Source organism: Pedobacter petrophilus (assembly GCF_009674725.1).
GTDB lineage: Bacteria > Bacteroidota > Bacteroidia > Sphingobacteriales > Sphingobacteriaceae > Pedobacter > Pedobacter petrophilus.
Genome location: NZ_WKKH01000001.1, coordinates 203,131 through 227,750, shown reverse-complemented (window position 1 = coordinate 227,750; position 24,620 = coordinate 203,131). Strand labels below are relative to the sequence as shown.

The window sequence follows — 24,620 nt, the reverse complement described above, 5'->3', positions numbered from 1 at the left end:
CAAAGAATTGAATCAATCATTTTTAATATATGGCAACATTAACAGAAGGTGATCAGGCACCTGCAATTATAGCTAAAGATCAAAGCGGAAACGAAGTATCCTTAAACGATTTTAAGGGCAAAACAGTGGTTCTCTATTTTTATCCGAAAGATGATACCCCGGGTTGCACGGCAGAAGCTTGTGATTTCAGAGACAATTATCAGGGTTTACAGGCGAAGGATATAGTGGTTTTAGGTGTAAGTGTTGATGACGAAAAATCTCACCAGAAATTTGTAACCAAGCACAGTCTGCCTTTTACCTTGCTGGCAGATACTGATCAGAAAATTGTAAATGATTATGGTGTTTGGGCCGAAAAAAATATGTACGGAAAGAAATATATGGGTACTGTCCGTACTACTTTTATCATTGATGGAGAAGGAAAAATCGCTCACATCATTAATAAAGTTGATACCAAAAATGCAACACAACAAGTACTCGATTTAATCAATAACTAATTATGATATGGCAAGTAAAATATTAACTTTGCTATATAACAACAACCTCGTATTTAATGAAACATACAATTAAAGAGCTAGAAGATATTGCCTCGCAAGTCAGACGAGATATCGTAAGAATGGTTCACGGATGTCAATCTGGCCACCCAGGCGCTTCGCTTGGATGTACAGATTTTTTTACGGCCTTATATTTTGAAGTATTGAACCACAAAACAGATTTCACAATGGAAGGTGCCGGAGAAGATTTATTTTTCTTATCGAACGGACACATTTCTCCTGTGTGGTATAGCACATTGGCACACGCCGGCTATTTCGACAAAAGTGAATTGGCAACCTTCCGTAAGTTGGGTTCCAGGTTACAAGGTCACCCAACCACACATGAGCATTTACCAGGAATAAGAATTGCATCTGGCTCATTAGGACAAGGACTATCCGTTGCCATTGGTGCAGCTTTAGCGAAAAAACTAAATGGTGATCATTCTCATATTTTTGCTTTATTAGGTGATGGGGAATTACAGGAAGGCCAAAACTGGGAAGCAGCAATGTTTGCTCCGTTTAACAAAGTGGATCATTTAATTGCTTCTGTTGATTATAACGGACAACAAATTGATGGCCCTACCAATAAAGTATTGGCCTTGGATGATTTACAGGCAAAATTCGAAGCTTTCGGATGGCATGTAATTAATACTGATGGTAATGATATGCAAGCCATTGTTGAAGGCTTACATTATGCTAAAACTTTAACTGGAAAAGGCAAACCGATCTTAAACTTAATGAGCACGCAAATGGGTGCCGGTGTAGATTATATGGTGGGCAGTCACAAATGGCACGGTACAGCACCGAACGATGAGCAGTTAGCTTTAGCATTGGCACAATTACCAGAAACTCTGGGAGATTACTAAACTAGATTGGAGACATGAGATTGGAGACAAATTCGCGCTCAGTCTCACATCTGAAATCTCATATCTAAAAACAATGAACACCTGCGAAGCAAGCATGAACGCAGTTAATTAAAAATATAAAAACGTGAAAAAATACACATATACAGAGAAAAAAGATACACGATCGGGATTTGGAGCTGGCTTACATGAGGCAGGAAAGAAAAACGAAAATGTGGTTGCCTTATGTGCCGATTTAGTTGGATCGCTTAAGATGGATGCTTTTATTAAAGATTTTCCTGAGCGTTTTACACAGGTAGGTATTGCAGAGGCCAACATGATTGGTATTGCCGCAGGTATGACAATCGGTGGTAAAATTCCTTTCACCGGAACTTTTGCTAACTTTTCTACAGGTCGCGTTTACGATCAAATCCGCCAGTCGGTAGCCTACTCTAATAAAAACGTTAAAATCTGTGCTTCACACGCGGGTTTAACTTTAGGTGAAGATGGTGCAACGCACCAGATTCTGGAAGATTTAGGCTTAATGAAAATGTTGCCAGGTATGGTGGTAATTAATCCATGTGATTATAACCAAACTAAAGCTGCAACCATGGCCATTGCAGAGTATGAAGGCCCGGTTTACCTGCGTTTTGGTCGCCCGGTAATTCCAGTATTTACAGATCCTGATCAAAAATTTGAAATTGGTAAAGCATGGATGGTGAATGAAGGAACTGATGTAACCATTATTGCAACAGGCCACATGGTTTGGAAAGCAATTGAGGCTGGAGAAAAATTGGCTGAATTGGGTATTGATGCTGAAATTATCAACATCCACACCATTAAACCATTAGACGATGAAGCAATTTTAACATCTGTAAAGAAAACAGGTTGCGTGGTTACTTGCGAAGAGCATAATAAATTCGGCGGTTTAGGTGAAAGTGTTGCACGGTTACTAACTACTGAATTACCAACACCACAAGAATTTGTAGCCACCAATGATACTTTTGGCGAAAGCGGAACACCAGATCAATTAATGTCTAAATACGGCTTAGATGCAGTAAACATTGTTGAAGCCGTTCAAAAAGTTATTGGCAGAAAAAAAGCTTAAAATTTAACAAAAATAAAAGGCACAGAGCACACGAAGTATACCTTGGTGATCTCCGTGCCTTTGTTGTAAATAGACAAATCCCCTTTAATGAAACCAATTGAAGATTCGCACATTCTGGAAATGTTTGCCGTTGAAAAAACCCGCAATGAAGCCTTCAATTTGCTTTTAAAAAAATATCAGCAGAAAATTTACTGGCACATCAGGCGCATGGTGCTTAACCACGATGATTGTGATGACCTCTTGCAGGAAGTTTTTGTAAAGGTTTGGAAAAATCTGGATAAATTTAGAAACGATTCTCAGCTCTACACCTGGATTTACCGTATTGCGACAAATGAATCCATCACCTTCCTGAATAAGCAGAAACTGAAAAATAATACCTCTTTAGACGATGTATCGTCTGAATTGGCCGAAAACCTTGTGGCTTCTTCTTATTTTAATGGGGATAAACTGGAGTTAAAACTGCAGAAAGCAATTCTCACGCTTCCCGAAAAGCAACGATTGATCTTCAATATGAAATATTTTGACGACCTGAAATATGAAGAGATTTCTCAGATCCTGGGAACTTCTGTGGGCGCCTTAAAAGCGTCATTTCATATAGCCGCAAAAAAAATTGAAGCTTTTATTACAAATGATGAAATTGATTATTAAACCTTTTCACACTAATTGTATCATATAACTGTGATGAATGAGAATATAGAAAATAACGATTGGAAAAAGGATGCTCCTGCCCTGGCAGCAAGGCAAAAGCGCAATCCTTTTACAGTTCCAAATGGATATTTCGATAGTGTTGAAGCGCATGTGGCGGCGGCTATTTTTATAGACAGCCTAAACAAAAAAATGAATGACAATGTTTTTGAAGTTCCGCAGGATTATTTTGAAAACCTAACGGAACGCATTGAAACCAATATTAAGTTAGCCGCACGGCCAAAAGCTGAAGATGCTTTCGCCGTTCCAGCAGGTTATTTTGAGACACTAGAGAATAAGATTAATCATAAAATTGCATTTGAAGAACCGAAGAAAGAGGCTAAAATTATCCCGCTTTGGAGCAGAAACGTCGTTAAGTACGCCAGCGCAGCTTGTTTCGTTTTGATGGCATCATATGGTGCGTATTTTTATCAGAATAATTCAACTCCTATTCCTGTAACGCAACTACAAACTGCAGAATTGGCTAATGAACAACTTCTATACGATATTGATGAAAGCACAATTATTGAGCATTTAGAGGCTCAGAATAACACAACAGTAACCAATACTTCTGCCTCAGATACAGAAATGGAAAACTACCTTTTGAGTAATTACTCTCCGAGTGATTTATCTCATGAGTTAAACAATTTATAAGCACTTGATGATTAAACATTAATTGGTAATCATTATCGCTTTATCACCTGGAAATCAGCATAAAATATAAAATGAGAAATTTACTTTTCGCTACTTTGATGTTTTTATTACCAACAACACTCTTGGCCCAAAAGCCAAAAAGTGAAGAAATAGAATCTTTAAAAATTGCCTTTTTTACCCAAAAATTAGATCTTTCACCTGAAGAGGCCAAGGTTTTCTGGCCGATTTATAACGACATGCAAAGGGAGCAAAATGCACTACGAAAAGAGCGCATGCAAAAAATGATCTCTTACAGAAAAACGACTGAGATAGATAACCTTACAGATGCACAAGTTCAAAGTTTAATTACCAGTGAGTTTGACTTTAAACAGCGAGACCTCAATCTTGATAAAAAATATTATAACAAACTTAAATCTAAGTTGCCAATTAAAGTGGTTGGTAAATTTTACCGTGCACAGGAAGGATTTAAACGGGAGTTGTTGAATAAGTTTAGGGGCGGAAAGCGAGATTAAGCGGTCTCTAATCGCTATTTTTTAGCTTACTTATATAAGCAAGATATTTAAAATTGATAGGATAAGCCAAATCCTACATATCCTGATAGTCTGCTTATGACATCAACCGAAAACGTATTGTTGTTTGAAGAAATTTCAATAATCTCAGGGTTATTCATATTCAAGATATTAACACCTTCCATCCAGTATTTAAATTTAGAACCATCCTTATTATATATTAACTTAACGCCCAAATCATAAAAATACCTTTTGGAACCATTTGCTTTAAAAATTTCATAAGCATTATTGATATAGTATCTAAACTTATTGTCTATGCGCCCATTAAAATTTAATAGTGGCGTTAACCGCTTAATTTCATTATCGCTATTAAACAAAGTGTAAATTGATTTCTGAAGAGAATAAAACAGCCCTGCTTCGTAATTAAATAAGGGGCTTTTAAAATTACTATTCAAGCTGCCTTTTATCGTATAGATATTTGTTTTACTCCTATTTTGCAAATTGTTGATGTGATTATAATTATCCGAATAGATATGATTAGCATTTAATTTAAACTTACTGTTCAAACTGCTTATTCTCTGTTCAAAACCTATACTCGAGTTCCAAGTGAAATATTTTGGAGAGATCATATTCTGAATTTCATTAAAATACAAGCGGTTATTTGTATTCGTGGTAAAAGATTGATCTGCTTCGGTTATTGAGCTGTTAGCCATTAGAACTGTTCCGCTATATAAATCAAACTTAAAATAATTGACCGAAAATATATCCTGATTAAATACCTCGCTATACGACAATTGACTTGGTAAAACCAGGTTTCTGAAATCACTCGCATAAGAGAATTCGTTCAATTGCTCAATCTTTGGAAAATCAAGTGTTCTGTTGTAAGAAAGTGTTAAATTATGCGTTTGGGAAAAGGCCATTTTGAACTGAGCCGTAGGCAAAAATTGAAATATTTCTTTTCTTTCACCCCCACTACTGATTATTGAATTTCGAAATTCAGCTTTGAAACGATATTGAAATAAACCTATTTTTCGCATTATCGAAGCATCAAAGAAGCTGTAATCTAAATTGGTTTTAATCTGGTTTGCAAAAGAATTATTTAAGCTATTTTCTATAGAAAACCGATTGTTTATCGTAAAAAAGCCAGAATTTAACCGCAATATATGATTCTTAATTTTTTGAGTATATTTTGCAAAAAGACCTGTTTCGAATTTAAAAATATTTTTATTTTGGGATAGGTTTGTGAATGATTGACCATAAACGCCCTCGCTACTTTGCAAGGTATAATCATCATCTTGCTGCTTAAATTCCTGAAAGGCATTAAATGACAGCAATTTATTTTTGGCAATACGAATAATATAACTTAATTGATGCCCCAAAGTATAATTAAACCGATCATTTATTTCTGAATTTGAAATAGAATCACTAATCATTTCAGTATTTGTATTTCGGCCTCGTTCTGCTTCACTCGGATCAAAAATAATGGAGTAATTTAAGAGTGTATTCTGGTTTGGTTTATAATCGATATTTACTTTGGTTTGGTTAAAGAAAAAATGATTAATTGCTGATTGACTATCTGTTGTAGTGATTGGCTGACCGAGCCTAAATATGCTTTTATTGGAAAGAATTTTCTCGTTAGATTTTGTAAAATCAAAAATACTAAATCCGTTAACGGCAATCTTACTTGTTGCATTATAGGCAAAATCGAAAGAGGCAAATTCTGATCTTTTAGTCTCCACATTATTATTCTGGACTAAAAAATCGGGAATGGATGGCAAGTTTATAAAGCTTGATAGCGCAGCATCATTGTTTTTAAGGTCCTCTTTGATACTTTTACTCATGCTGATGTAATCCTTTAAAGATAGCGCCTGTTCTCCCGTATTATTCAAATCAACAATGGCCGTAACATTGGCTTTTGTTCCAAATCGGAACAGATTACTGTGTGCCTTATATCTTTCTTTATGAGCGCCATAACCATCGGCATTTCCGGTAATTTTACCGAGGTACTCTTTTTTGATTTTGATATTTAAAGCGGTCTTATCACTACCCTCAATTTCTTTAATTGCAGAAAAACTCTCATAATTATTTAACAGGTCAATACCCTCTAACATTTCAGCATTTATGTTTTCGGTTGCCATTTGATGGTTATCGCCAAAAATCTTTTTACCGTTAACCATTAAATCATTAATCACCTTTCCATTAGTAGTAATCTTTCCATCATCATTTATTTCAAGACCAGGAAGCCGTTTAATAACATCCTTTAGTTTCTGTTCATTCCCGGTGGTAAGGGCTTTTAAATTATAACTAATGGTATCACCACTTTGCTTTGCTGTAGCGGTTGACTTTACAATCACCTCATCCAGAAGCGCATAAGACTCTCTGAGCATGATCTTCAGGTCAATATTTATTTCAGGTTTTAATTGCACATCTCGCTTATACCTTTGGAAAGATAAGTGATTAACTTCCAGAAGATAATTTCCTGAATTTTTGAAAGGAAGTTCGAATTTACCTTTGCTATCTGTACTGGTGTATGATATTACTTTACCTGAATTAGATTCAGTTATTTGTACACTTGCGGCAAATACTGGGCTATTCAAACTATCTTGAACAACACCACGGATAAAATTTTGAGATAAACATAAGTTTGGAGCCAGGAATAAAAATGCACAAAAGATGTACTTCACAGTTAAGTTTTTAATTTCCTAAGGAATTACCTATCCCTTGCTTAAGCTCATTTATTTTTTCATTTAAAATTTTATTGTACTTCTCTTTATTTACCTTTTCCCCTTTTGAAGGTTTGTTGATGGTAAGTCCAGATTTATTATTAATAACCTTAACAGCCTGGTATGTTTTTTTCTCTCCAATTACTTCAATAATTAGTCCCGGTAATCCATAGTAATCCTTTGGGCCATCCTGTATTGGTAAATCTGTAGTGTACCACGCTGTGATATTTTCTCCATTTATCTTAGCCGTAGCTTTTTTCACTTTATATGTACCAATACTCTTTCCCTCTGTCGTAATGGTCCAGTTATATTTTACTAGTTGATCAATCACCAAAAATTTCTTTCCTAAAATATCCGCTTCATGCAAATATTCATTTGTTTTTTGATTTTTATAAAGTCCGCCACTGTTTTTTCCAATTTCAACTTTTTTAGCCTGATCATTGTCTTTTAGGCTGAGTTCTTCATTTTTATCTGACTCAGGCTCTGCAATGTAAAATGACACCCCATTATCATAGTACAACAAGTAGTTGGTTGGCTTTGACAGGTGTGCCGAAACTCTTTTCCTAGTCTCGGGATCAGTTACATTTTTTAATTGATTCTCTATATTCGCTCTTTCTTCATAACGGATTATAACAGATTGGGCATTAGCATTAAAACAAATCATTGCTGCCAGTATAAAAAAATAGTTCTTCATAAATAGGAAATAAAATAACGCAGAAGAATACTTCTGATTTTTCTGCGCTATCAGTTTTTTTGAGGTTAATTAGTTATCAGATACACGTGATAGGTGCCTATGTAAACCCCATCCACATATACGTCATAAACCCCTAAATAAATAACATCTTTTGCTATTGCTTCAGAAGCGGAAAGTACACTTTCAAAAACAACCATATTGCTGGTTAAGTCAATAGTATTGTTAGCAGTAGGTGTTGTGCTTGCCTGAGCAAAAAATCCAAAAGTTGCCAAAGCCAATGTAAATAATAATTTTTTCATCTTTTAATGTTTAAAGGTTTAATATTTAATTAATTACCTCAAAACTCATTGATAAAAATCCAAAATAAAAATTTTGGAATGAATAACCAAGCAAAAGGCATGAACGACAATCGAGGCTACCCCAACGACATTTTTTTTTATTTATGTAAATTTCGATTTTGCAAAACTTAAGTTTAAATATTATATTGTGACTAATTAAACTGACACACCCTAAATTAACCTCTCCAATACTAATAAATATGTACACCTGCCTGGCCATTGATGATGAATTTTCTGCTCTTGAGATTTTAACCAGTTACATTGCTGAACAAACCAATCTTAAACTTATTAAAGCTTACAGCAATCCACTTATTGCGCTTTCAGAAATAACGAAGCGGACAAAGCCTGTGGATATTATCTTTCTTGATATTGAAATGCCTGGAATAAATGGACTGGAACTGGCAGAATTAATCAAACATCAAACAAAAAAGCTGATTTTTACAACCGCACATGCCAATTATGCCATTAATTCTTATGAGTTGAATGCTGATGATTTTTTATTAAAACCGATATCACAATCAAAATTTGAGAGGGCTACTACAAATTTATTTTCCAACGATGAAATAGTTCATCCTCCTGAAAATGAATTTATCCTGATTAAAAGTAAGATGCAGAGAAATCAATTGATTAAACTTAAAATAGCTGATGCGATAGCAATAGAGGCACAAGAAAAGGGCACTAAAATATATACTAAAAATGAAGTTATTTTCTCCAACTCCAGTTTATCTGAAATAGCCATCTTTTTATTGAAAGTAAAAGCGTTTTCTCAAATCCATCGCTCCTTTATCATTTCTGAAAATAAAATAAAAATTCTAGAACGTTCGCATGTAGTGCTTAGTAATGATCTGAAAATTTCTATAGGAAGAAAGTATGCAGATTTTTATCATAAGATGACTAATAAAAATTAGATTCATCCCGTTTTCGCGTACTTTTGTGCCATGCTTACCCAACGTCAGTTATTTTTACAACACAACGCACAAACTTCTCCTGAACCTTTAATGCTCGAATTTGTCAGGGCAAAAGGTGTTTACATCTACGATTCATCAGATAAAAAACATTTGGATCTGATTGCTGGTATCGGCGTAAGTAATGTTGGCCATTGCCATCCTGCAGTAGTAAAAGCCATTCAAAAGCAGGCCGAAACCTATATGCATTTAATGGTTTATGGGGAATATGTACAAACGCCACAAGTAAACTTTGCAAAAGCCCTGACTGATATTTTACCGGAAACTTTAAGTTGCACTTACTTCTTAAATTCTGGTACTGAAGCAGTAGAAGGAGCCATGAAACTGGCAAAACGTTATACAGGAAGAAAAGGTTTCATTGCCTGTAAAAATGCCTATCATGGGAGTACTCAAGGTGCAGAAAGTTTAATGGAAAGCGACTTCTATTCTTCTGGCTATGGTCCGTTTTTACCTCATGTCAGTTTTATTCAACATAATAGCCTAGCTGATTTAGCTGAAATAACGGAAGATATTGCGGCAGTTTTTATCGAACCTATTCAGGGTGAAGCAGGAATCAGGGTTGCAGATCTGGCCTATATGCAAGCATTGAGGGCGAAATGCAGCGAAACAAAAACCCTTCTAATTTTCGACGAAATACAATCTGGTTTCGGTAGAAGCGGAAAAATGTTTGCTTTTGAGCATTACAATATCGTTCCGGATGTATTACTTCTTGCAAAAGGAATTGGCGGCGGAATGCCCATTGGAGCTTTCATTAGTTCACTCGAAATCATGTCTGTATTATCACATACGCCTATTTTAGGTCACATGACTACCTTTGGCGGTCACCCGGTTTGTTGTGCGGCAGGTTTAGCTACCTTAAGAACTTTGGTCGACAATAAAATTGTAGATGAAGTGGAGAATAAAGGACAGCTATTTAAATCACTTTTAAAACACCCAGCCATTAAAGAAATCAGGGGTAAAGGCCTGATGCTGGCTGTTGAATTTGAAAGCTTTGAGATTAATAAAAAGATTATTGATGCCTGTATTCTCGACGGGGTGCTATCGGATTGGTTTTTACATTGCAGCAATTCAATGCGCATCGCTCCACCCCTCATCATTACGAAAGGTGAAATCGAAGAAGCGTGTGCGATCATCTTAAAAAACATTAACTTAGTTGTGGAGCGGAAAGGATAAAGATGAAAGGCGAAAGCTTAAAGCCTAAAGCAGGCTCCAAACCATAAACGTACAACAGCAAACGAAATACGAACCCCAAAACACGATTATCCACATAATATGAACGTACTCATAGTAGAAGATGAAAAAAGCCTGGCGCTCGAGATGGATGAATTTCTGAGCAAGGAGGGTTTTATAGTAGAACATGCCTGGAAAAAATCGTCTGCCGAAGAAAAGATTTTCGTAAATAACTATGACTTTATTTTACTGGATTTAGGTTTACCGGATGGGGATGGTTTTGAAGTTTTAAAACAGCTGAAAGCGATGAAAGATCGTGATGACGCTGTCATTATTTTAACCGCCAGAAGTGCAGTAGACGACCGTATAAAAGGTTTAGACGAGGGTGCCGATGATTATCTGCCAAAACCTTTTTCTTTAAATGAACTACTCGCCAGGATGCACGCCATCACCAGAAGAAAACATAAACTCGAAAAGAACGAGGTGAACATTCATGAGTTCCTGTTAAATATTCAAAACAGAACGGTCTCCTTTGGCGAGGAACGCCTGAATCTCACGAAAAAGGAATTTGAGATTTTCAATTACCTGGTGTTGAATAAAAACCGCGTTGTCTCCAGAATGAGCCTAACTGAACATGTTTGGGGAGATATTTTAGAAGTAAACTCTGATTCTAACTTTGTTGATGTACATGTAAAAAACCTTCGTAAAAAATTAGCCGCTACTGCTCCAATTGAGTGGTTTGAAACCGTTAGAAGTATTGGTTACAGAATTAATTGTTAGACAATCCGATTGGCAGTTTTCAATAGGCAGTTTACAGTTCTAACTCCCGAACCAGTTTGCAATTGACAATTTACAGTTCTAACCTACTAACCCATACTAAACCAATAATCAGTTTTCAGTTACCAATTTACAGTTTCAACCCACTAACCAGTTTTCAATTACCAATTTACAGTTCTAACCCCTTAACCCATACTAAATCCATAACCAGTTTTCAATTACCAATTTACAGTTTCAACCCACTAACCCAAATCTTACTTTTAATTTAATTACTGACTATCAAAAATGAAACTCCAGGTTAAGTTTTCCTTATACAACGCCGTTACTAAAATTGCTATTATATTGCTTTTGGGTGCCGCTATTTTATTCTCCCTGGAAAAACTGGCCTATAACCAATTGGATAATCGCCTGATTAAAAAAAAGAATAAAATCATAAAAAACCTGACCAACAGGGAGATTGATACCTTAATGAACAAACAGGATTCTTTTACCGATTACAACATTTTAAAAGAGGAATTTATCATTTTAACGGATATTCCTGACAATCAAAAAGAATCTCCAGCCAAAGCTTATACCGAAAGAAGAGAAATCGAGGGCGATGTTGAGGTGTATCGCATCTTGAATTATAAATTTTCTTACCAAAACAACTGGTATAACCTGGAAATAGGCGAAACGATGACCACATTGCAGTCGATTAAAAATTCGATTCGCTTTTATACGTTAATTGTACTGGTGATTGCACTTTCTATTACTTTGGTGGCTGATTATACCTTTTCGAACTTCTTACTGAAACCTTTCTACCTCATTATTGATAAAAAGATCAATAAAGTGGATGATCCGCTGCACTATAATTATCAGAATATCCCGACCAGTACTGATGATTTTAAAATTCTGGATAATAGCGTGAATACCCTGATGCGAAAAATCAACACTCTTTTTGCACTCGAGAAACAGTTTATTGCCAATGTTTCTCATGAATTGCTTACCCCTATTTCTATCCTGAGTACTCGTTTTGAAAACATGTTGAATACGCAAGATATTCCGGTGGAGCATGAAAACAAAATTTATGCCTCGATTAAAACGTTAAACCGTTTGAAAGTCATTATTAATAGTTTATTGCTGATTTCTAAAGTAGAAAACAACCAATTTTTAAAAACGGAAGAAATAAGTTTGCAACAGGAACTTAGTGACATTTACGAAGATCTGGAAGATAGAATTGCAGATAAAAACATCAATTACAACATTAATTTAAAGGAAGATCATCAGTTTACCGGCAACAAAGCGCTCATGCATACACTTTTGATGAATGTGATTAACAATGCTATTAAATACAATCGTGATGGCGGGAAAATATCAATCCACGGATCGGTCAAAGATCAAAAGTATATACTCACAATTTCCGATAGTGGACTGGGAATGAATGCTGAACTGGTAGAAAATGCTTTTGACCGTTTCAAAAGAGGAAATACAGAGGAAAATGGCTTTGGATTGGGCTTAGCTATTGTACAAAGTATCGCCAGTTTTCATAAAATTGAAATCGAAATCAACTCAGTTGAAAAAGAAGGAACCAGTGTTTCGTTAACCTTTTAAATTCAACCTCCCGATCACAAAATATTCGCTTACCTTCCACAAATTTGTACCTTTGCAACAGATACTAATGCAAACGTTTTTTAGAAAAACACTTCTGATCATTTCCTTTTTATTGCTGCTGCTGAATTCCAAAGGTAGTGCACAAAAAGTGGTGCAAATTCGGGATGCGGTTCCTCAGCATATTTTCACCTTCAAAGAAATAGAAGTATTGGAAGATCCTGCGGATCAGTTCTCTTTTGAAGAGATTAAAAGTAATGCATTTGATCAGGCTTTTAAGGCAAGTACGTCAAGTACACCACAGACTAAAAAGTTGAATAAAACGTATTGGTTTCGGATCAAAATCAAACACAACCAAAATGCAGGGAAACCATTCCTGCTCGAATTTTTTGATCAGACCATAGACCATATCACCGCTTACATTCCGCAAGAAAATCAAACTTATCAGGCTGAATCACTCGGTGATGCCCGCTCCTTTAACAAAAGACTGATCAATCATAAAAACTTTGAGATTCCCATTAAAAATAGCGGGAATGAAATGCAAACCTATTATTTTAAGGTAAAGTCATCTCAGATTTCTGATATTATCATCGTGCTGCGAACGGCTGAATGGTTTATTTCTTACGCGCTGGATGAATATTTCTATTTCGGAATTTTCTATGGAATGATTTTGGTTTTCAGCTTCTACAACCTGATCATGTTTGTCGCCATCAGGCAAAAGCAATACCTATACTATGTGCTGTATAATTTAAGTGTAGGCTTTTTCGAAATGAGCACTGATGGGATTGCCTACCAATACCTCTGGCCCAATGCACCCGGATGGAACCAGTTGGCTTATGCATTTGCGCTATGCGCCACCAGTATTTTTGCCCTACTCTTTACCCGGGAACTACTTTTAGTTAAAGTTAAGGCTCCAACAATAAACCGGCTTATTATCGGCGTAATCATTTTAAGATTAATCTTCTTCATCTACTGCTATTTATTTGATCAAACGCTATTCAGCTTTAAATTCCTCGAAGCGATTCCATTGGCTGTGGCATTCTTTACGGGCATTTACATCTATAAAAACGGTTATAAACCTGCCCGTTTCTTCGTGCTGGGCTACAGTTTTCTTTTTACCGGTTTTATGCTTAAGTTTCTGATTATGCTTGGCATAAGCTGGCTTAACTTCGGGGTAATCAGTTATTATAGTCTGAGTTTTTGCTTCATCATGGAAATGATTTTCTTATCCTTTGCTATTGGAGACAAGGTGAGGATTTTGAAACTGAATAAAGATAAAGCACAACAAAAAATTATCCGCCAGATGGCTGTTAATGCCAAATTAAAGGATACGATTAATCGTGAACTCGAAACTAAAGTAGAAGAACGGACGAGAGATGTTTTCCACAAATCTTTGATTATTGAGAGCAAAAATCAGGCGCTGGAAGAAGCAAACATTTTACTTCAAAAGCAAGCGGAAGAAATATCCAGGATGAATGTTTTGCTCGAACATGATAATGTAGCGCTTCAAACTAATGTAGAGAAAGTAAGCAAAGACCGGGTGATGAACACGGAAGTTGATTTCGAAGAATTCAGCAAAATTTATCCTGATAAAGAATCTTGCTACGCATTTCTGGCTGAATTGAAATGGAAGAATGGTTACCATTGCCGGAAATGCAATAACGATCATTTTTTTAGCGGCCATATCCTAAATAGCCGCCGGTGTAGCAAATGTGGCTACGAAGAATCAGTAACTACTTATACCATTTTTCACAATACAAGGATTCCGATTAACAAAGCGTTTTATATGATTTTCCTGATTTATTCATCCAAAGGAAAAATCTCTTCACATAAACTTTCAGAACTCCTTTCGATCAGACAGAGTACCTGCTGGACATTCGGATCGAGGATAAAAAAGGTGATGGAAGACCGTAAAAAAACACTTAAAAAAACGGGCAAGAACGGCTGGAGCCAACTCGTAATTGAATAATCAGTCGTTCTAATCAGTCACATTTTTGTTATTTGCTGAAATCGGCAAAAATTATTTTGATGGTATTTAAGCGTATCAAAATCATTCCGAACCCCTACCTAATTTCACAATTTAACCCCTGATTATCAGTGGTTAAAACCTTACACAAACCGCGGTATCAAAGCGTATCAAAACAAATTCAAAACACTAATAATCAATACTTTACGTAAAATTTAACGTTAAGAAAACTTGCTTTTAACATAAAATGAGTATTAACTTTACTTCATATAATATTAACAAAGCAAAAATTATGAGAAAAAAATTTACATTGCTTATGGTATTTTTCCTTTGCGCTGTATCAATCAGTATGGCGCAGAATGTTACCGTAACGGGGCGGGTAAAAGACCAAAAAGGGTTACCGCTTCCGGGTGTATCTGTCAAGGTAAAAGGCACTAATCAGGGTGCATCTACCGCAGACAATGGAACGTTTACCATTTCAGCACCAAACAATTCTACTTTAGAATTTTCTTTTATTGGGTATAAGACGATAGAAGAGGCTGTAAATAATCGTACCGCAATCAACATCATCATGTCTGATGACAATCAACAACTCAACGAGGTAGTGGTAATTGGTTATGGTACGACGACGAAAAAAGATTTAACTACTTCCGTTGTCTCGGTATCATCAAAAGACCTGGAAAACCAGCCCATTACCAATCCTTTGCAAGCTATCCAGGGTCGCGCAGCAGGTGTTCAGGTGAGTTCTCAATCTGGTAAGCCAGGTGCAGGAATTTCTATCAGTATCAGGGGTAATACTTCAATTACGGCTTCTAATAGTCCGTTGTATGTAATTGATGGTGTAACGTCTAGAGATGCAGGTTTCTTAAATGCCAACGACATTGAATCGATGACTATTCTAAAAGATGCATCTGCAGCAGCTATTTATGGCTCCAGCGGCGCAAATGGTGTCGTTTTAATTACAACTAAGAAAGGATCAGCTGGAAAACTTAAAGTAGCTTTCAATGCTTTTACTGGTTTTTCTAACTTCTGGCAAAAACAAGATGTGCTTAACAATGATCAGTATATCGGCTTAATGAGGGAATTGGGTTATACTACTTTTGGTGGCAATAACAATACCGACTGGCAAAAAGAAACTTTCGGTACGGGAACTCAAAACCAGTATCAGACTTCTATTTCTGGTGGTGTTAAAGGTGGTCAGTATTACTTTTCTACAGGTTACCAACAAGATAAAGGTGTTGTTGCACCCGCAAAATTAGATCGCTTAACGGCAAACTTTAACGGATCGCAAAACATTACACCCTGGTTAAAATTAACTGGAAACGCGGTGATAACCTCAAGCAATTCTATTGATGTCGGCGATAACAGCAGCGTCTCCCGCGGAGGTGTGATCCTGGGTGCATTAACTACGCCTCCTACCATTGGTATTTTTGAACCAAATGGTCAATATACCACTATTCCAAATGCCGGCGGCTGGGATAACCCGCTGGCTTTGGCTTTTGGATCGAATAACAAAAACCGGAATGTAAGATTTATCGGTGCTTTTGGTGCACAGGTAAACTTCACTAAAGATTTATTCTTTAAATCAACCATCAGTACCAATTCGAATAAAAATTTCTACCGTTATTTTACTGATAATTTTTTAACCACTTATGGTCGCCAGGAAAGAGGTGTTTACAGAGATAATACCACCAACGATCATGTTTGGCTAAACGAAAATATTTTAAATTACACCAAAAATGCAGGTAAGAATGCTTTTACTGCAACAGGGGGCTACACGATACAATCTTCAGATTATCAATACAAAAACAATGAGCTAACCCGTTTCTACGATGTATCCGGTAATCCAACCGCACCATCGGTTGCTTTAACAATACCTCAACGGGCACAGTGGAGTAAGCAATCTTATCTTGCGCGGATCACTTATGCCTATGATAGCAAATATTTATTTAGCTCGAACTTCAGGGCCGATGGATCATCCAGATTTGCAAAAGAAAATCGTTTTGGTTATTTCCCGTCCTTCTCTGCAGGATGGAGAATTTCCGGCGAAAACTTTATGAAGGACAGTAAAACCATCAATGATTTAAAACTTCGTGGTAGCTGGGGTAAAGTGGGTAACGATGAAGGGATTGGAGATTATGCTTACCTAAAACTCTATAATGTGAATGCGCAGGGCGAATATAACCTCCAAAATCCTGCTAACGATAATCTTTCCTGGGAAAAGACTACGCAAACCAATATCGGTTTAGATTTATCGATGTTCAACAGTCGCATTACCTTCACGGCAGATGCTTATTTAAAGAAAACGAACGATCTTTTAATTAACGTTCAATTGCCGCCTTCATCAGGTTTTGGAAGTCAGGCGTATAACGTTGGATCAATGGAAAACAAAGGTCTGGAATTTGTGCTGTCTACAAAAAATTATGACCGCGAAAAATTCAAATGGACTACTGACTTAAACTTCTCTATTAACCGCAATAAGGTTACCGATCTGGGTGCAACTACGCAATCGTTAAATTTCGCAGGTATATATGAGCGTGATGATGCTGTACGGGTTGTTTCAGGGAAGCCACTGGGTAGTTTCTATGGCTATGTGTATACTGGTGTGAATCCGGCAAACGGAGCGGCACAATATGCAGACACAAATGGGAATGGCGTTACTGGTTCTGCAGATCCGGGCGACAGAACTTTCATCGGGTCGGCACAGCCTAAATTCATTTACGGTATAACCAACAATTTGAACTATGGCAACTGGGGATTAAACTTCTTCTTTCAGGGGGTTCAGGGTAGTGAATTGTTCAATGCTTCCAGAATTGATATTGAAGGCATGTTCGATTCAAAAAACCAATCGGCCGCCGTATTAAACCGGTGGACAACTCCAGGACAAATCACAAACATACCGAAAGCACTGAGAAGCAGCTCAGAAAACTCACTTACTTCGAGCCGTTTTGTAGAAGATGCCTCGTACCTGAGGTTAAAAACGACTACGCTCTCTTATAGCTTTGGCCAATCTGTATTGGAAAAACTGAAGATGAGCAAGCTGACGATTTTTGCTACGGGTTATAACTTATTGACCTTTACAAAATATTCAGGTTTAGATCCGGAGGTGAATATGAATTCAGCTAACGGACCATCCATGGGTGTAGATTATGGTACTTATCCACAATCCAGAAGTTTATTATTTGGAATCAATGTTGGATTTTAACAATTAAGAAAATGAAACTAAAAATATATTCATTAGTAGCTGCCGCAGCATTAACCATCACTTTGCAAAGCGGATGCAAGAAAGATTTCCTGGAGAAACAGCCTTTTAACCAGGTAACTGCCGACGTCGCCTTTACTACAGCTGCGGGAGCAGAAAAGTTAATGGCAGGCGCTTATGGTGGCATGTATAACGATTATCATATTTGGGATTATATGGTTAACGGCGATGTAATGGCAGATAATGCCTATGCTGGCGGTGATAACCCGGCCAATATCCAGATTGATTTATTTACCACCAACTCTACCAACGGAAATGTTGGCCGCGATTGGAGCGGACTTTATTCTAATATCAAAAATGCGAATGAAGTCTTAGAGAATGTGCCGAATATTCAAGACCCGGCTTTAGATGCGAGCGGCAGAAGAAATCAGATTTTAGGCGAAGCCTCTACCCTAAGAGCATACTTTTACTTTCACCTTGTGCGGTTATACGGCGGTGTTCCGTTGGTTTTGAAATCGCCAACCTCTTTAGAAGAAATGCAAAAATCGCGTTCTTCTGTAGATGAAGTTTATGCACAGATTATTAAAGATCTGGAATTTGCGCTACCAAACGTGCGTGCTACTGCAGCAAATAAAGGCATTATTACCAAAGGAATTGTGAATGCATTATTGGCAAAAGTTTATGCGTCTAAGCCGAATGTGGACTGGACTAAAGTACAACAATACGCAGATGCAACGATTAATGGTGGTTATAGTCTGATGGGATCATTTGATCAGTTATTTGATGGCGCGCATAAAAATAACAGCGAATCCATCTGGGAAATGCAGTATGATGGTTGGGGTGGCCCGAATGGTCGTGGAAACTGGATGACTGGCGTAATTGTGGGTACTGGCTGGAAACGCTTTTGTACCCCAACAAATGATCTGATTGCCGCATTTGACGCAGAAGGTGATGCCATTCGTAAAAACTCAAGCGTAAGCTTTAAAAATATTAGTACCGAAGGATGGTCTGATGATTATTGGACGAAATCAAACTATCCTTTCATCAATAAATACCGTAACGATGATTTGGCTAACTCGTATATTATCCGTTTGGCCGATATTAAATTGTTAAAAGCAGAAGCATTGAACGAATTAAGCGCTTCGGGATGGTCTGCTGCTGCCGCTGTTGTGAATGAGATTCGCCGTCGTGTAAACCTTGGTGTTACACCAGCAGGCGATCAGGCTTCGATGCGTTTAGCCATTGAGAAAGAACGGAGATTAGAATTAGCTTTTGAAGGTCACCGCTGGTTTGATTTATTAAGAACCAACAGGGCTATACCGGTAATGAATGCGCAAAAGAATGGCAGTGGCACAAACTTAAATTATAACATTAGTGCTGCAAAACTGCTGTTCCCAATTCCGCAAGCTGAATTAGACAGAAATCCAAACATTCGTTAAAAAAGGGAGTGTATAAAGCGTTGATGAATGACCAGGTATCTGGCAAATGGGCAACTCTTCTATGCATTCTCTTAAAAAAGCATACTGCCTTGAGCACGCTCAAGGCAGCTTTACACCAAAATCATGCTCGGAAAAGTATAGATACTTACATCTTTCGAAATGATTTTTGATTTAAAATTCAACTCCCTATGAAATTAATTTACCGTTTATGTCTGGCCACCAGTGTGCTTTTTTCTGCCTGTGCTTCTAAAAAGGAAGTAATCGGCGAGGCAGAAAAAATCGCTTCAGCTAAAACCCCTATCCAAACTGAGGTGGGATTTTGGCTCACCAAAGGTGATCAGTCACAACTCCTGACAAAGCAGAACATTGCATTAAACTTTTCAAATGCTACAAATTCAAATGCCACGATAGAAGTAGATCCAGCTACAAAATTTCAAACCATTGATGGATTTGGCTATACCTTAACTGGTGGAAGTGCATCCTTAATTAATGCATTGCCGGCGGCTGAAAAAGGCAAATTACTAAATGAGCTTTTTGCAAATCAAGAAGATGCAATTCGCGTAAACTATATCAGAATTAGTATTGGAGGTTCTGATTTAAGTGCAATGCCATTCACGTACAATGATTTAGCTGAAGGACAAACGGATGAAACCCTGGCAAAATTTTCTATTGAAAAAGAACAGGCAGATTTAATCCCGATCCTCAAAAAAATTGTAGCGATCAATCCATCGATTAAAATTTTAGGCTCCCCATGGACGGCTCCAACCTGGATGAAAACCAATAAAAGTTTCATCGGCGGCAGCTTAAAACCAGAATATTATCAAACCTATGCGAAATACCTGGTTAAATATATTCAAGCCATGAAGGCGGAGGGGATCACAATTGATGCCATCACTCCGCAAAATGAACCATTACATCCGGGTAATAACCCAAGTATGTATATGCCTGCCTTAGATCAGGCTAATTTTATTAAAACTGCTTTAGGGCCCATCTTCAAAAGCAATGGTATAAACATTAAAATTATCATTTACGATCATAATGCTGATAAACCTGAATATCCAATTACAATTTTGAACGATGCGGAAGCAAAGAAATACATAGACGGCTCTGCTTTTCACTTGTATGCCGGGCCAATTTCAGCCCTTACGAAAGTACATGAGGCACATCCGGATAAAAACATCTATTTCACTGAACAGTGGGTTGGTGGGCCAAGCAACTTCGCAGAGGATTTGAAGTGGCATGTTTCTACCTTAATCATTGGCGCAACCAGAAACTGGAGCAAAAATGTCTTGGAATGGAATTTGGCGGCAGATGAAAAATATAATCCTCATACCGATAAAGGTGGTTGTACCTCTTGTTTGGGTGCCATCACCATATCACCGGCAATCAGCCGCAATGTTGCTTATTATGTAATCGGTCATGCTTCGAAGTTTGTTCCTGCAGGCTCAGTAAGAATCGCATCTAACGTTATAGAAAACCTGGAGAATGTGGCTTTCCTGACCCCTGAAGGCAAACATGTTCTGATTGTTTGCAATAACAACAACAGTGAAACAACTTTCAATATTAAATACAACGGGAAGTTGATTAACAGTAAGCTCGAAAAAGGTGCTGTAGCCACTTATGTTTGGTAAAAACTTAGTTTAATTGTCAGGACTGGCCCCGCAAATGCGGGGCCTTTCCATTTAAGGTAGTTGAGTTGAGATTTTAAGCCATTAGCCTGACACATGGAATATTCTGGCAGGGGCTTTGTAGTTCAGACTAATTAAAACTTACACCATGAAAAACATCATTCCGGCATTTGTTATTTTTACAACCTTTATCATCGCCTGCCAGGGCAACAGCACAAAAACCAATACACCCGATTCCAATGTTGCTAAACAGGAAGCAGGCATAAAACAATGTTTCCAATACATTAGCAAAAAAGATACAGCTTCGTTAAGCCTGACAACTAATAAGGATAAAGTGACTGGTGTGTTGACTTATCGTATTTTTGAAAAGGATAAAAATAATGGCACCCTATCTGGAATTGTTAAGGGTGATACGATTGTTGCTGATTATACCTTCCAATCAGAAGGAACGACCTCTACACGCGAAGTGGTATGGTTAAGAAAAAATGATCAACTGCTTGAGGCTACTGGCGATATTGACGAAGTAAATGGAAAAACGAAATTCAAAAACCTTTCCGCGCTAAGCTTTGGCAAGTCAATAGTTTTTAACAAAACAGCTTGCAAATAGATAACGTGTAAGGCTTTGAGATCAGGAAGCTATATATTCTCGAACCGCTCCCAAAAGCCATCTACAGGCAATTTGGCGAAAATATTTACAGGTTCTTTCTTTACCGGATGGAGAAACTGAAGTCTTCTGGCATGTAAACAGATACTTCCTTTTCTGCTTCCACGAGGATAGCCATATTTATTATCACCCACAATCGGGCATCCCATAGAAGATAACTGTACCCTGATTTGATGTGAGCGACCCGTAAGCGGGTCTACTTCAATCAGGTAATATTCACCTACTTTGGCCAGTAACCGGTAAGATAATTCTGCCCGCTGAGAACCCTGAACTTCTGATGAATAATAGGTTACTACATTCTTTTGAGGATTCTTGATCAACCAGTGAATCAATGTTCCGGATTCATTTTCGGGTTTATTTTTCACCACCGCCCAATACGTTTTTTTAACTTCACGGTTTTTAAAAGCGGCGTTCATCCGCTCTAAAGCTTTGCTCGTTTTAGCGAATAATATCACGCCACTCACCGGTCGATCCAAACGATGCACTACGCCAAGAAATGCACCATTTGGCTTATTATATTTATTGGCAATATACTTCTTTACCTGTTCATCTAAAGGTTCATCGCCGGTTTCATCAACCTGCACAATATCCCCTGCCCTCTTGTTAATGGCAATTAAATGGTTGTCTTCAAAAAGAATATCTTTATCGGTAATGGGCATTTGGAGAGTTGAAGGGGTTAGTGGGTGAGGCGTTTAGCGGGATTAGTTAGCTATTGATAACATAGATTGTCGACTTTAGACTTCGGACTCAGGACTCCAGACTAAAAACTCCATACTCAATACTGTTCCTTTTCGCTCGGAAAATCGTTGCTTTTTACATCACGAATATAAGATTGTGCTGCGCCTAAAATATCATCATATAAGTTGATGTACTGACGTAAAAACCTTGGTTTAAAACCTTTGGTTAATCCGATCATGTCATTTACCACTAAAACCTGTCCGTCGCAACCATTACCGGCACCAATACCAATAGTTGGTATATGCAAACTTTTAGTAACTTCTGTCCCTAATTTCGCCGGAATTTTCTCCAATACAATGGCAAAGCAACCTGCGGCCTGTAAGGCTAAAACATCAGTCTTTAATTTATTGGCTTCCTCTTCTTCTTTTGCACGAACCGTATAGGTGCCAAATTTATAAATAGATTGCGGAGTTAATCCCAGGTGACCCATTACCGGAATGCCAGCAGTAATAATGCGCTGAACAGACTCGATAATTTCCTCACCACCTTCTAATTTCACACCATGCGCACCAGATTCTTTCATAATTCTGATGGCCGAATTTAAAGCTTCTTTAGAATTCCCCTGGTAAGAACCGAAAGGCAAATCAACTACCACAAAAGCACGTTTAACCGCTCTGATTACAGATGCAGCATGGTAAATCATCTGATCGAGGGTAATAGGCAAAGTCGTTTCGTGACCAGCCATTACATTAGAGGCAGAATCGCCAACGAGTAAAACATCCAATCCGGCATCATCTAAAATGGTTGCCATTGAATAATCGTAAGCCGTTAGCATGGATATTTTTTCACCACGTTGTTTCATCTCTTGCAAAATGTGTGTGGTTATTCTTTTGATTTCTTTATGTACCGACATGGGTTTTCTTTTGTTGAGCCAAAAGTATTGTTTTTTCTTTAAAATATAGCCAAAAGGCAAAAGCTGAAAGACTAAAGCCAAAAACACAAATGGTATTGCTCGCAATTTAAGTTTTCGCTTTAAGCTTTAGCCTTTACGCTTCCTATCTTATTTTACATTTTTCTTTACATTTCAATTCATAAACCCTATCTTTGTACCCCGAAATGGAAGGGATATATTCATCTTTTTTTGCACCCTGCAAAAACAGCTTAATTGCTGAGAGAAACCCTTTTTTCAAGTCTTTTTCAACTCAAAATCCATATTGTAATTACCATGACTAACTACACCAAGTTACCTGCGATTTTATTACTGGCCGATGGCACTGTTTTTCACGGCAAAGCTGCCGGAAAAATCGGCACCACTACTGGCGAAATTTGTTTTAATACCGGGATGACAGGTTACCAGGAAATCTTTACCGACCCAAGTTATTTTGGACAAATCATGGTTACAACCAATTCGCATGTTGGCAATTATGGCATCCAGAAAGAAGAAATCGAATCTGATTCGATTAAAATTGCCGGCCTGGTTTGTAAGAATTACAACATTGTTTATAGCCGTAAGCAAGCCACAGAATCTATTCAGGATTATTTCCAGAATGATAATTTGGTTGCTATTTCTGATATTGATACCCGTGCCCTTGTGCGTCATATCAGAGATAAAGGCGCAATGAATGCCATCATCTCTTCCGAAATTACTGATCTTGATGAACTGAAACAAAAACTTGCTGAAGTTCCGTCAATGGAAGGTTTGGAGCTTTCATCGAAAGTAAGTACTACCGAACCATATTTTTATGGAAATCCGGAAGCAAGCTTAAAAGTTGCAGCGCTGGATTTAGGAATCAAGAAAAACATTTTGCGCAGCTTCGAGAACCGCGATATTTATGTTCAGGTTTTCCCTGCAAAAACAAAGTTTGCTGAAATGGAAAAATTCAGTCCTGATGGTTATTTTATTTCAAACGGCCCCGGCGATCCATCGGTAATGCCATACGCCGTTGAAACGATTAAAGAAATTCTGGAAGAAGATAAACCGTTATTCGGAATTTGCTTAGGTCACCAGTTATTGGCTGAAGCAAATGGCATTGGTACCATGAAAATGTTTAATGGCCACCGCGGTTTAAATCATCCGGTAAAAAATATCATCAAAAACCATTGCGAAGTTACTTCCCAAAATCATGGTTTCGGAGTCGTTCCAGATGAGGTTAGAAACTCTGATAAAGTAGAGATTACTCACGTAAACTTAAATGATAAATCTATTGAAGGGATTCGTGTAAAAGGTAAAAAAGCATTTTCGGTTCAATATCACCCGGAATCTTCTCCTGGCCCACATGATTCCCGTTATTTATTCGATGATTTTGTTGATGTAATGACCGGTAAACTGGCCTGGTAATCGGGTTGCGGGTTGTGGGTTACAAGTTGCGAGTTACAGGTTGTGGGTTACAGGCCTAATGTCATACCATAAATCGTATAATTACTGAGTAACTTTTCGCCTCATGCTTCAGCACCCAGACTTT

Annotated in this window: 21 protein-coding genes; 16 read left to right on the top strand and 5 right to left on the bottom strand. The window is 37.5% G+C overall.

Annotated elements, in window-relative coordinates:
* Positions 1 to 29: 29 nt before the first annotated feature.
* The 6 genes from bcp (at position 30) to GJU39_RS00850 (ending at position 4,330) form a co-directional block, all read left to right on the top strand.
* The gene (gene bcp / locus GJU39_RS00875; protein WP_154278796.1) at positions 30 to 494 is read left to right on the top strand and encodes a thioredoxin-dependent thiol peroxidase; all 465 of its coding nucleotides are present in this window, start codon (positions 30 to 32) and stop codon (positions 492 to 494) included.
* A 56-nt stretch (positions 495 to 550) separates the two neighbouring features.
* Positions 551 to 1,396 (top strand): transketolase, encoded by an 846-nt coding sequence (locus GJU39_RS00870; protein ID WP_154278795.1) that lies wholly within the window; start codon positions 551 to 553, stop codon positions 1,394 to 1,396.
* A gap of 124 nt (positions 1,397 to 1,520) precedes the next feature.
* Positions 1,521 to 2,480 (top strand): transketolase family protein, encoded by a 960-nt coding sequence (locus GJU39_RS00865; RefSeq protein WP_342448158.1) that lies wholly within the window; start codon positions 1,521 to 1,523, stop codon positions 2,478 to 2,480.
* A gap of 96 nt (positions 2,481 to 2,576) precedes the next feature.
* Positions 2,577 to 3,128, top strand: coding sequence for an RNA polymerase sigma factor (locus GJU39_RS00860; protein ID WP_449305166.1), 552 nt, complete (start codon positions 2,577 to 2,579; stop codon positions 3,126 to 3,128).
* A 33-nt stretch (positions 3,129 to 3,161) separates the two neighbouring features.
* Positions 3,162 to 3,818, top strand: coding sequence for a hypothetical protein (locus GJU39_RS00855; protein ID WP_154278793.1), 657 nt, complete (start codon positions 3,162 to 3,164; stop codon positions 3,816 to 3,818).
* A 71-nt stretch (positions 3,819 to 3,889) separates the two neighbouring features.
* Entirely contained in the window at positions 3,890 to 4,330 is a 441-nt protein-coding gene (locus GJU39_RS00850; RefSeq protein WP_154278792.1) for a hypothetical protein, read from the top strand.
* Positions 4,331 to 4,377: 47 nt separating this feature from the next.
* Here the strand turns inward: GJU39_RS00850 and GJU39_RS00845 are convergent, their stop codons facing one another.
* From GJU39_RS00845 to GJU39_RS00835, 3 genes are all read right to left on the bottom strand, one after another.
* Positions 4,378 to 7,011, bottom strand: coding sequence for a carboxypeptidase-like regulatory domain-containing protein (locus GJU39_RS00845; protein ID WP_154278791.1), 2,634 nt, complete (start codon positions 7,009 to 7,011; stop codon positions 4,378 to 4,380).
* A 10-nt stretch (positions 7,012 to 7,021) separates the two neighbouring features.
* A complete protein-coding gene (locus GJU39_RS00840; protein WP_154278790.1) occupies positions 7,022 to 7,744 on the bottom strand; it encodes a GLPGLI family protein in 723 nt (240 codons plus the stop codon).
* A gap of 65 nt (positions 7,745 to 7,809) precedes the next feature.
* Entirely contained in the window at positions 7,810 to 8,043 is a 234-nt protein-coding gene (locus GJU39_RS00835; RefSeq protein WP_154278789.1) for a hypothetical protein, read from the bottom strand.
* Positions 8,044 to 8,282: 239 nt separating this feature from the next.
* Between GJU39_RS00835 and GJU39_RS00830 the strand changes: the two genes are divergently transcribed.
* From GJU39_RS00830 to GJU39_RS00790, 9 genes are all read left to right on the top strand, one after another.
* Positions 8,283 to 8,990 (top strand): LytR/AlgR family response regulator transcription factor, encoded by a 708-nt coding sequence (locus tag GJU39_RS00830; RefSeq protein ID WP_154278788.1) that lies wholly within the window; start codon positions 8,283 to 8,285, stop codon positions 8,988 to 8,990.
* Positions 8,991 to 9,020: 30 nt separating this feature from the next.
* The gene (locus GJU39_RS00825) at positions 9,021 to 10,220 is read left to right on the top strand and encodes an aspartate aminotransferase family protein (protein WP_167515626.1); all 1,200 of its coding nucleotides are present in this window, start codon (positions 9,021 to 9,023) and stop codon (positions 10,218 to 10,220) included.
* A 99-nt stretch (positions 10,221 to 10,319) separates the two neighbouring features.
* Positions 10,320 to 10,997 (top strand): response regulator transcription factor, encoded by a 678-nt coding sequence (locus GJU39_RS00820; protein WP_154278787.1) that lies wholly within the window; start codon positions 10,320 to 10,322, stop codon positions 10,995 to 10,997.
* Between the two features lie 282 nt (positions 10,998 to 11,279).
* Positions 11,280 to 12,584 (top strand): sensor histidine kinase, encoded by a 1,305-nt coding sequence (locus GJU39_RS00815; RefSeq protein ID WP_154278786.1) that lies wholly within the window; start codon positions 11,280 to 11,282, stop codon positions 12,582 to 12,584.
* Positions 12,585 to 12,651: 67 nt separating this feature from the next.
* The gene (locus GJU39_RS00810) at positions 12,652 to 14,550 is read left to right on the top strand and encodes a 7TM diverse intracellular signaling domain-containing protein (protein ID WP_154278785.1); all 1,899 of its coding nucleotides are present in this window, start codon (positions 12,652 to 12,654) and stop codon (positions 14,548 to 14,550) included.
* Between the two features lie 289 nt (positions 14,551 to 14,839).
* Entirely contained in the window at positions 14,840 to 17,752 is a 2,913-nt protein-coding gene (locus GJU39_RS00805; RefSeq protein ID WP_154278784.1) for a SusC/RagA family TonB-linked outer membrane protein, read from the top strand.
* An 11-nt stretch (positions 17,753 to 17,763) separates the two neighbouring features.
* A complete protein-coding gene (locus GJU39_RS00800; protein ID WP_154278783.1) occupies positions 17,764 to 19,188 on the top strand; it encodes a RagB/SusD family nutrient uptake outer membrane protein in 1,425 nt (474 codons plus the stop codon).
* Positions 19,189 to 19,376: 188 nt separating this feature from the next.
* The gene (locus tag GJU39_RS00795; RefSeq protein WP_154278782.1) at positions 19,377 to 20,819 is read left to right on the top strand and encodes a glycoside hydrolase family 30 protein; all 1,443 of its coding nucleotides are present in this window, start codon (positions 19,377 to 19,379) and stop codon (positions 20,817 to 20,819) included.
* Between the two features lie 145 nt (positions 20,820 to 20,964).
* Positions 20,965 to 21,423 (top strand): hypothetical protein, encoded by a 459-nt coding sequence (locus GJU39_RS00790; RefSeq protein ID WP_154278781.1) that lies wholly within the window; start codon positions 20,965 to 20,967, stop codon positions 21,421 to 21,423.
* A gap of 29 nt (positions 21,424 to 21,452) precedes the next feature.
* Here the strand turns inward: GJU39_RS00790 and GJU39_RS00785 are convergent, their stop codons facing one another.
* Entirely contained in the window at positions 21,453 to 22,139 is a 687-nt protein-coding gene (locus GJU39_RS00785) for an RluA family pseudouridine synthase (protein ID WP_154278780.1), read from the bottom strand.
* A 116-nt stretch (positions 22,140 to 22,255) separates the two neighbouring features.
* On the bottom strand, positions 22,256 to 23,071 hold the full coding sequence (panB, locus tag GJU39_RS00780) for a 3-methyl-2-oxobutanoate hydroxymethyltransferase (RefSeq protein ID WP_154278779.1): 816 nt from the start codon (positions 23,069 to 23,071) through the stop codon (positions 22,256 to 22,258).
* Between the two features lie 312 nt (positions 23,072 to 23,383).
* Here panB and carA point away from each other — a divergent pair, with 312 nt between their 5' ends.
* Positions 23,384 to 24,496, top strand: coding sequence for a glutamine-hydrolyzing carbamoyl-phosphate synthase small subunit (gene carA / locus GJU39_RS00775; protein WP_154278778.1), 1,113 nt, complete (start codon positions 23,384 to 23,386; stop codon positions 24,494 to 24,496).
* Positions 24,497 to 24,620: the final 124 nt, after the last annotated feature.

Excerpts from the sequence above, each read along its gene's own strand:
- bcp (WP_154278796.1), top strand. The coding sequence starts at position 30 with ATGGCAACATTAACAGAAGGTGATCAGGCACCTGCAATTATAGCTAAA.
- GJU39_RS00870 (WP_154278795.1), top strand. The coding sequence starts at position 551 with ATGAAACATACAATTAAAGAGCTAGAAGATATTGCCTCGCAAGTCAGA.
- GJU39_RS00855 (WP_154278793.1), top strand. The coding sequence starts at position 3,162 with ATGAATGAGAATATAGAAAATAACGATTGGAAAAAGGATGCTCCTGCC.
- GJU39_RS00850 (WP_154278792.1), top strand. The coding sequence starts at position 3,890 with ATGAGAAATTTACTTTTCGCTACTTTGATGTTTTTATTACCAACAACA.
- GJU39_RS00840 (WP_154278790.1), bottom strand. The coding sequence starts at position 7,744 with ATGAAGAACTATTTTTTTATACTGGCAGCAATGATTTGTTTTAATGCT.
- GJU39_RS00835 (WP_154278789.1), bottom strand. The coding sequence starts at position 8,043 with ATGAAAAAATTATTATTTACATTGGCTTTGGCAACTTTTGGATTTTTT.
- GJU39_RS00830 (WP_154278788.1), top strand. The coding sequence starts at position 8,283 with ATGTACACCTGCCTGGCCATTGATGATGAATTTTCTGCTCTTGAGATT.
- GJU39_RS00825 (WP_167515626.1), top strand. The coding sequence starts at position 9,021 with ATGCTTACCCAACGTCAGTTATTTTTACAACACAACGCACAAACTTCT.
- GJU39_RS00820 (WP_154278787.1), top strand. The coding sequence starts at position 10,320 with ATGAACGTACTCATAGTAGAAGATGAAAAAAGCCTGGCGCTCGAGATG.
- GJU39_RS00815 (WP_154278786.1), top strand. The coding sequence starts at position 11,280 with ATGAAACTCCAGGTTAAGTTTTCCTTATACAACGCCGTTACTAAAATT.
- GJU39_RS00810 (WP_154278785.1), top strand. The coding sequence starts at position 12,652 with ATGCAAACGTTTTTTAGAAAAACACTTCTGATCATTTCCTTTTTATTG.
- GJU39_RS00805 (WP_154278784.1), top strand. The coding sequence starts at position 14,840 with ATGAGAAAAAAATTTACATTGCTTATGGTATTTTTCCTTTGCGCTGTA.
- GJU39_RS00800 (WP_154278783.1), top strand. The coding sequence starts at position 17,764 with ATGAAACTAAAAATATATTCATTAGTAGCTGCCGCAGCATTAACCATC.
- GJU39_RS00795 (WP_154278782.1), top strand. The coding sequence starts at position 19,377 with ATGAAATTAATTTACCGTTTATGTCTGGCCACCAGTGTGCTTTTTTCT.
- GJU39_RS00790 (WP_154278781.1), top strand. The coding sequence starts at position 20,965 with ATGAAAAACATCATTCCGGCATTTGTTATTTTTACAACCTTTATCATC.
- GJU39_RS00785 (WP_154278780.1), bottom strand. The coding sequence starts at position 22,139 with ATGCCCATTACCGATAAAGATATTCTTTTTGAAGACAACCATTTAATT.
- panB (WP_154278779.1), bottom strand. The coding sequence starts at position 23,071 with ATGTCGGTACATAAAGAAATCAAAAGAATAACCACACACATTTTGCAA.
- carA (WP_154278778.1), top strand. The coding sequence starts at position 23,384 with ATGACTAACTACACCAAGTTACCTGCGATTTTATTACTGGCCGATGGC.